Origin of the sequence: Intestinibacter sp. (genome assembly GCF_034113885.1) — a bacterium.
In the GTDB taxonomy this organism is placed as follows: Bacteria; Bacillota; Clostridia; order Peptostreptococcales; family Peptostreptococcaceae; genus Intestinibacter.
On sequence record NZ_JAXEWM010000214.1, the window covers coordinates 1 to 8,398 of the forward strand.

The window sequence follows — 8,398 nt, forward strand, 5'->3', positions numbered from 1 at the left end:
TTCATTCATTCCTATATCTCCTCTCTTTATACTTAAATTATATGCTGTAATTTTTATCTGAACAATGGAGCCAAAAGCTACTTTTGTAAAAAAAGTTTCCCAAACTGAAACTCATATATTCAAAAACTTTTCATTGAAAAAAATATTTTTATATGTTACCATAAAATTACAATTGAAATATATACAGGGGAGCTTTTGCTGAGATTGAATTTTTTTCTAAACCCTCCGAACCTGCCGGATAATGCCGCGAGGGAGTTTATATTTTTGTATTTATATACATTAATCTGAATCTTAATCGTACATTATTTGTACGATTTTTTTAATTGTATAAATTTTCTATAGTAATTTATATAAATTAGACTTAAGCTTATTTATATAAATTTCTCAGCTTGACGATTTAACTTTGCTAATTTTTATAAAACCTCCGAAGTATATAAAATTTCAATATTAAAATTTAACTAGTTAAAAATACTTGCAAGTAATTATATTTTGAAATCTAAATTTAAGGAGAAAAAATATGAATTACACTACTCAAATGGATGCCGCAAGAAAAGGCATAATAACAGACGAAATGAAACAAGTAAGTGAATACGAAAACTTTGACATAAATGAATTAGTAGAATTAGTAGCTCAAGGTAAGGTTTGTATTCCTGCTAATAAAAACCACAAATGCTTAAAGCCTTATGGTATAGGAAAAAAATTAAAAACTAAAATAAATGTAAACCTTGGTACTTCTAGAGACTGTTTAGATATGGACTTAGAAATGGAAAAGGTTATGAGCGCTGTAAACATGGGTGCTGAATCAATAATGGATTTAAGCTCATACGGCGACACTCAAAAATTCAGAAGAAAATTAACTGCTGAATGTCCCGCTATAATAGGAACAGTTCCTATATACGATGCTGTTGTTTACTACAACAAACCGCTTAGAACTATAACTGCAAGAGAATGGATAGATGTAGTCAGAATGCACGCTGAAGATGGCGTAGATTTCATGACTATTCATTGTGGTGTCAATAAACACACAGCTGAAAGATTCAAACAATCTAAACGTCTTACAAATATAGTATCTAGAGGTGGATCTATAATTTTCGCATGGATGGAATTAACAGGAAACGAAAACCCATTCTTTGAATACTACGACGAAATCCTAGATATCTGTAGAGAATACGACGTAACTATAAGCTTAGGAGATGCTTGTAGACCTGGAAGTATCCACGATGCTGGAGATATATCTCAAATAGAAGAGCTAGTAACTCTAGGCGAATTAACTAATCGCGCTTGGGAAAAAGACGTTCAAGTTATGATAGAAGGTCCTGGTCATATGCCACTTAATCAAATAAAAGCCAATATGGAAATCCAAGAAACTATATGCAACGGAGCACCTTTCTATGTATTAGGACCTCTTGTTACAGATGTTGCACCAGGATACGACCATATTACATCTGCTATAGGTGGAGCAATCGCTGCAACTTATGGAGCTTCTTTCCTATGCTATGTAACTCCTGCAGAACATCTTAGACTACCTAACCTAGAAGATGTAAAGGAAGGTATAATAGCATCTAAAATAGCTGCACATGCTGCCGATATTGCAAAGGGAGTAAAAGGAGCTGCTGATTGGGATAACCAAATGAGCCAAGCTAGACGTGATTTAGACTGGGAAAAAATGTTTGATTTAGCTATAGACAGCGAAAAAGCAAGACGCTATAGAGCAGAATCTAAACCTGAAAACGAAGATACTTGTACTATGTGCGGTAAGATGTGCGCAGTTAGAAATATCAACAAGATCTTAAAGGGTGAAGATGTAGATATAATGGAATAAATTTTTATTCACATTAAAATATATACATAACGAAATAAATTTTTTAATCAAATAAATTAAGCCAAACGGGAATTAAATCCTATTTGGCTTTTAATTTATTTATTTACAATCCTGTTTTTTATTTCCTCCATACGAACATCTAGGTTTGCACTAATTTCTGCGCATTCCAATAGCTCTTGTCTCAATAATTCAGCCTCTTCTTTTGGAATATCTTTTTTATAGCTCAATTTGTGATCTAAGCTTGCCCAAAAATCCATGGCTATAGTTCTAAGTTGAACCTCTACCCTCATATTTTTCTTTTCATCCTTCAAAAATATCGGAACCTCTATAATTAAATGCAAGCTTCTATAACCATTTGGCTTCGGATTTTTTATGTAATCTTTTACTTGAATTAATTTAATGTCATCTTGTTGTAATAAACAATCAGCCAATAGATATATATCCTCTATGAAAGAACATACAACTCTGACTCCAGCTACATCATTTAAATTCGCTTCTATTGATTCAACTGTAAGCGGTAAATCATTTTTAGCTAATTTTTTTATTATACTTTCTGTTGATTTTAATCTTGTCTTAATTGTTTCTATCGGATTTCTATCGTATTCAAGTGAAAATTCTTGATTTAGTACTTTAAACTTTGTTTCTACCTCCATAATTGCACATCTATAATATGTCATTAGCTTTTTTAAAGGCATCATATTATCTTCTAATTTATCGATCATATTGCTTTTTATCAATGTTTTTACAACTGGACTTACTATTTTTTCTTTTATCATAATTTATTTGACCCCTATCATAAAATTAATTAATGTATAATTAGCTTTATTAGCTTCCTTGATTAAAGCATAAAAAATTATTTTTATATTCTACTTTTATTATACCATAATTTTATATACTATATATTAAAACAAGGTATATGAATTCATATACCTTGCTTATAATTTATGATAAATTATATTTATTATAATATTATACTATAAGTAATCCTTTGTGGTCGGCAATCGAAATAACTGCCTCATTTCCAGAGTTAAATTCTATGTAATCCTCTTCTACTCCATCGCTAAATATCACTCCATTTTCAGGCATTAAAGATTGTATTTTCAAAGAGTTCGTTTTATCGATTTTTCCAAATACCATAGTATCTGATGTCCATTTGCTTGGATACGGTTCACGAACTGTGTAGTATAGAAAATCTGAATTCCATCTAAATTCTTCTTTTTGTCTAAGCTCGACTTCTTTACCAGAGCATCCTGTCGATATTTTTGATGCTCCTGCTAAAATACTTTTAAACCATCCTGTAGAGCCTAATCCTGTCGATACAATTATGCCACTTGAAGATTGACGTTCATTTTTGTCGTTTTGATTTAAAATATATTGTGCTGACACATGAGTTTTTTGACCGATAAATATATCGTTTACTCCTAGAAGAGATTGACCATCGTTTAATGTCGCCTTTGCTAGAGTTATTTCTTTGAAGCTTCTATTTTTATTTAATACTTCTTTTACTATTAGCTCTACATCATCTGGCTTGAAAGGAAGCAATACACCGTCAAATCTCATCGGATCGGGATTTACTCCTATTAGAGGTTGACTGTCTAGGTATTTCAAAGTATTTGCTACTAATCCATCTTGTCCTACTGCGACTACTATATCATCTTTTGCGAAAATATAGTTTGAAATATAGTCTCTATCTAAGACTTGTACACGCGCTATTTTTTGTAATTCAGATGTTATTTTAGTCAAAGTCTCCTTGTATCTATTATCCTCTACCTTATAATCTGTAAAATCTCCCCCTGAATGCTCTATTATAAATTTTACTTGCCCTTCTGTGTTGTATTTGTGGATTAAATTTTCAAGTCTAGTTTTTCTCTTTACTAGAACGATTTTTTTATTGTCGTTTCTCATGTAAATTGGCCCCCTCAGTCTTAAATTTTATATATTTCTGCCCTTCATCAAGCTTTGAAGTAAATCTGGAGAAATATTAAGTTCTCCTATTTTATCTGCCTTATTCGCAAGCTGTTGAAATGCTCCTGCTATTAATTTTTCAGGTTCCATATTTATAGTAGCCAAAGCTTGTATGACATTTGGATCCATTTCGTTGAACACCTTCATCATCGCAGCAAATTGATAAGCCTTTGAATCAGATTCTTCTCTTGCATTTTCTACTGAAAGCTTGATAAATTCTTTTCTCTTTTCTTCAAGCTTAGTTTGATATCCAAGCTCCTCGTCCTTCATTTTATTTTCTTTTTCCATTTTTAGTCTTTTTGATTCTAATTGTGATTCTTGGATTTGTTTTCTCTTTTCTTCTATTGCGATTTCTGTGTTAAGCTCGTTTTCTTTGACGATGCGCTCTTGTTCAATAGATGAATTTCTTCTTTCGTAAATCGCCTCGTCTGCCTTTTTCAAAATTTCTTCTCTTGCTGTTGCTTCTAGAGCCCTTGCTGTCTCTTTATTTGGACTTATTGCCAAAATAGAAAATCCAATTATTTCTATACCAAGATTTAAAACCTCTTTACTGTCAATTAGAGTCTCTCTTATTAAATTAGCTAGGGTTTCACTAGATTTTATTGCTTCCTTTAAAGGCATATTTTCTATGCTTTTCTTAGTTAATACCTTAGTTATATTTACTAATCTTTGAGGTATTTTCTTGTGATCTTCAGTTACATATTTTTTCTTTTTCATATCGTATGTATAGTCCAAAATTTCTGATACTCTCTTATAATCTGCTATTTTATAAGTTATTTGACCTTGAACACTTACTGTTTGATAATCATTTGTAATCTCTTGGAATATAAATGGCACATCTGCACTTGATGTTGGAATCACAACAACTGAAGTATTTGGTACGTAGTAAATAAAAGATAGCCCCTTTCCTTCTTTCACTATTTTTCCTTTTTTATACTTAAAAACATACTCACTTGGTAAAAATTTGATAGATTTAAAGTTTAACATTTTTTCTTCCTCCTTTATTATTTCTTAGTCATATTTTGTTACTAAGTAATTTTAAAAAAATATTTATTATTTAGGTGATAAATTTAAAAACTTTTATTTATCACCTATTTTTAACTTTTTAGAATTTTGGACTCCAATCTGGATTGAATTTATAGTACTTAGATGGACGATGACCTTTTTCCTTTGAAATTAAATCTGTTTCTACGACCATGTCCTTTATCTTTCTCCAGAGCTCCATTCTGGTGAATTTTCTATCTAGTATCAACTCATATATCGATTGAATTTCAGCCCTTGTAAAATACTCTCCCACTAAATTAAATGCTATCGGCGTGTACTCTATTTTATTTTTTAGTCTATTTAACGCATCTACTAAAATTCTGTAATGGTCAAATGCCAGTTTTTCTTGAGTCAAAGCCTGTGGATTTACTACTACTTCCTTTAGCTCTGTCACACCTCTTCTTATGCATTTTTCTGTGACTTCATAGGATATATTTATCTCTTCATCCTCACTTGTAAGCTTAAGTAACCACTTAGATTCATTTTCCTTATCGCAGTCGATATTTTCTCTTTTTATACTAAACCATCTGATGTCGTCGGCATCTCTTCCTACCTTAGGCTTTAAATTTTCATTTGGTATAAGCGCCATATGTGCTACTGATAAAACTCTAGTTCTAGGGTCGCGTCCTATGTCTCCATATGTATATAACTGCTCAAAGTATATATTTGACATATTAGCTTCCTCTCTTATCATTCTATCAACTGCATCATCTAGTGATTCATCAATTTGAACAAATCCTCCAGGAAATGCCCAGCTACCTAGAAAAGGATGTGCATTTCTCTTTATAAGTAAAATTTTAAGCTCCTTTTCGTCTAGCTTTCTGATGTCTTCATTTACTTTATTTGTTACTGTGAAAACAAGTGTATCGACTGTAACAGAAGGTCTTTCGTAGTCGTTTAAATTGTATTGACTTAAAAACTGCTCCTCTGTTAATGTATTTAAATCCTGATTCAATCTATCACCTTCTTTTCTTAGTTTCTTTTTGTTACTAAGTTTTATTAATTAAATAATAGTCTCTTTTTTAATAAAAGTCAACTGCTTTTTTTAAATTTTTTATTAAATTAAAAAAAACATCTAGTTGTAGATTTTTATTTAAATACAACTAGATATTTTTAAATTTATCCTACCTTTACATTAAGCTTTGCTCCAGCAAAATAGACTGCAGAATAAGCTAGTATAAGCGTTGGGTCTACTAAATCTTCATTCACACCCAATCTCTCAAAGGCTATTGGAAGCTCAGTGCATCCCAAAATTATTTTTTCAGCACCTTTTTCTTTTAATTCATCTAAAATATCCCTTAATCTAGAATCCTCGTAATCATCTCGTCCAGATTTTATATAATCGTATATCAATTCTATAATAAATTTTTGATTTTCACTAGAAGGATAAACTGTGTTTATACCTTGTTTTTTCAACGCTTTTTGATAAACACCACTTTCAATAGTACCGTCAGTTGCAAGTACTCCTACCTTTTTAACTCCCATATCTTTCAAATAAATAGTGGTTTCATCGGGCATATTCAAAAGAGGAATATCTAGACATTCGACCAATTCATCGTAAAAATAATGAGCTGTATTACAAGACATCACAAGCAAATCCGCTCCCATAGATTGTAGACGTTTTCCACTTTTAATTAGCTCTGGAACTGGACTTTCACCTTGCCCAAATATAGCTTTAGTTCTATCAGGTATATTTGTATTACAATCTACAAATACATGTATATGATCTTGATCATTTTGTGCATCTGTAGACATTATAATCTTTTGCATCAAATCACATGTCGCTTTTGGTCCCATACCGCCTATAATACCTATTTTTTTCATACTGGCAACCCCCTTATTCTTAGTTTTTTGGACATAAATTAATTCATAATAATTATATTATATTAAATTATGTTAACCAAATATGAATACATTATCTAATTTATTTCAAAAAAATGTAAACTTCAAAGCGGTTCAAGTTTACAATAAATGAAAAAACTCCAAATTCTTATAAGAATTAAACAATTTCCTTTATTAGAATTTAGAGTTTTTATTTAATTTATATTAAGTTTTTTATTTAGACACACCTAATAATTTATTTATAGTTGTTGAACCATTTTTATATGGTGAATAAACTGTATATTCATTGCCTGATTTATCCTTGTAAATTACATAAGATGATGCTGTCATATTTGTGTCGAACTGAGAATTTGGTATATTTATTATAGTTCCTAAGTAAATTACGTAATTCTTTTCTTCATTTACTTCGTAATTTACCTTACCTACAGATCTAGCAGCCTTTGGAGTTTCTAATGTTAAAGCCTCTCCATCTGCTAATAAGTTAGCTGGTAGTATCAAAGTACCTTTTTCTACTATTTCGTCTCCATCATCGTAAATTCTAGTACCAAATCTTATACCACTCTTATTGTCAACTACGGCTTTAACTTGAGCACCTAACATATTTACATGAGCATATTTTGCTGTATATGTAACATCTTCTGTATATGTATTACCTGATTTATATTCTGTAGTTATATCATCTACATCTTTGAACCATCCTACAAACACATATCCGTTTTTAACTGGTATTTGAGGTGTATAATCTAATGCTGAATCTTTTGAAGCTTCTTTTTCAATAGAATTTTCGCCGTTATTTGGATTAAATACTACATTTACTTTATTGCTTTGATCTTCCATACCAACATTAAGATGCACTGTTTTTTGAACTGAAACTCCTTTTACTGATATTATTAAATCAACATCTCCTGGAAGATTTGCATTCACTGTTATTTGTGCTTTGCCTTCTTCATTTATAGATCCTATATTTTTTACTGATGCTATATCAGATGATGAAGATTTACATTCTAATTCGTATTTAGATTCATTTTCAGCTGGGTCTAATTGTAAATTTAATACTACCTCCTTACCATAATTACAGCTTATATTTTCTTCAGTTATTATATCTCTAAGTGCGTTAATACAATTAGCTGAATAAATATAATCATTTTTCATTTGCACATCTGCATAACTTGTTATTGATTTATTTAATGTTATTTTATATACGTCGTTTCCATTAAGTTCATTTTTAAATTTCACCCTGTATAATGTAGCAAGTTTTACTCCTGTTGTATCATCTTCATCTACTGCTTCAATATCTGATATTTCTATATTTGAAGCTGTTGTTGATATTGATACTGATTGATTTGTAACAGTATCTGATTTCATATACTTATTAAATTTAACTTCTGCATAATCTTTATAGATATTTATGTACTCTACAGTAGGTGCTTCTTTTGAAACCATACCTATATTTATATCTGTTTGTGGTGGTGGAACTGGAAGCCAATCACTATATACAGTTTCATAGCCATCTTTTTCACATTTTACTTGCCATTGTCCTTCTGGAACATCCCATGCATATTTACCTTCTTTGTCTGTGGTTAATGGATTTACCTGATCATAATCTGCTGCATCCCACTTGACGGTGTTGCCATTTTCATCTTTTGTATATGCGGTTACTGTTACTCCTCGAAGTCTATTTGATGGTACTGCTTCATATATATAACCTGATGGATCTATTGCCCA

At 30.8% G+C, this 8,398-nt stretch carries 7 protein-coding genes; 1 reads left to right on the forward strand and 6 read right to left on the reverse strand.

Annotated elements, in window-relative coordinates; genetic code table 11:
* The first annotated feature begins 517 nt into the window (after positions 1-517).
* Positions 518-1,822 carry a phosphomethylpyrimidine synthase ThiC gene (gene thiC / locus SPD90_RS13020; protein ID WP_320925514.1) on the forward strand — a complete coding sequence of 435 codons (1,305 nt, stop codon included), beginning with the start codon at positions 518-520 and terminating at the stop codon, positions 1,820-1,822.
* Positions 1,823-1,917: 95 nt separating this feature from the next.
* Here the strand turns inward: thiC and SPD90_RS13025 are convergent, their stop codons facing one another.
* From SPD90_RS13025 to SPD90_RS13050, 6 genes are all read right to left on the reverse strand, one after another.
* Positions 1,918-2,598, reverse strand: coding sequence for a GTP pyrophosphokinase (locus SPD90_RS13025; protein WP_320925515.1), 681 nt, complete (start codon positions 2,596-2,598; stop codon positions 1,918-1,920).
* A gap of 193 nt (positions 2,599-2,791) precedes the next feature.
* Complete coding sequence (locus SPD90_RS13030) at positions 2,792-3,727, reverse strand: sugar kinase (protein WP_320925516.1); 936 nt, start codon at positions 3,725-3,727, stop codon at positions 2,792-2,794.
* A gap of 27 nt (positions 3,728-3,754) precedes the next feature.
* The gene (locus tag SPD90_RS13035) at positions 3,755-4,774 is read right to left on the reverse strand and encodes an SPFH domain-containing protein (protein ID WP_320925517.1); all 1,020 of its coding nucleotides are present in this window, start codon (positions 4,772-4,774) and stop codon (positions 3,755-3,757) included.
* Between the two features lie 118 nt (positions 4,775-4,892).
* Positions 4,893-5,786: an NUDIX hydrolase gene (locus tag SPD90_RS13040; RefSeq protein ID WP_320925518.1), complete on the reverse strand. Its 894-nt coding sequence runs from the start codon at positions 5,784-5,786 to the stop codon at positions 4,893-4,895.
* A 164-nt stretch (positions 5,787-5,950) separates the two neighbouring features.
* Positions 5,951-6,655, reverse strand: coding sequence for an aspartate/glutamate racemase family protein (locus SPD90_RS13045; protein WP_320925519.1), 705 nt, complete (start codon positions 6,653-6,655; stop codon positions 5,951-5,953).
* 231 nt (positions 6,656-6,886) lie between these two features.
* A partial coding sequence (locus tag SPD90_RS13050; protein WP_320925520.1) for an InlB B-repeat-containing protein occupies positions 6,887-8,398 on the reverse strand: 1,512 nt, incomplete at its 5' end.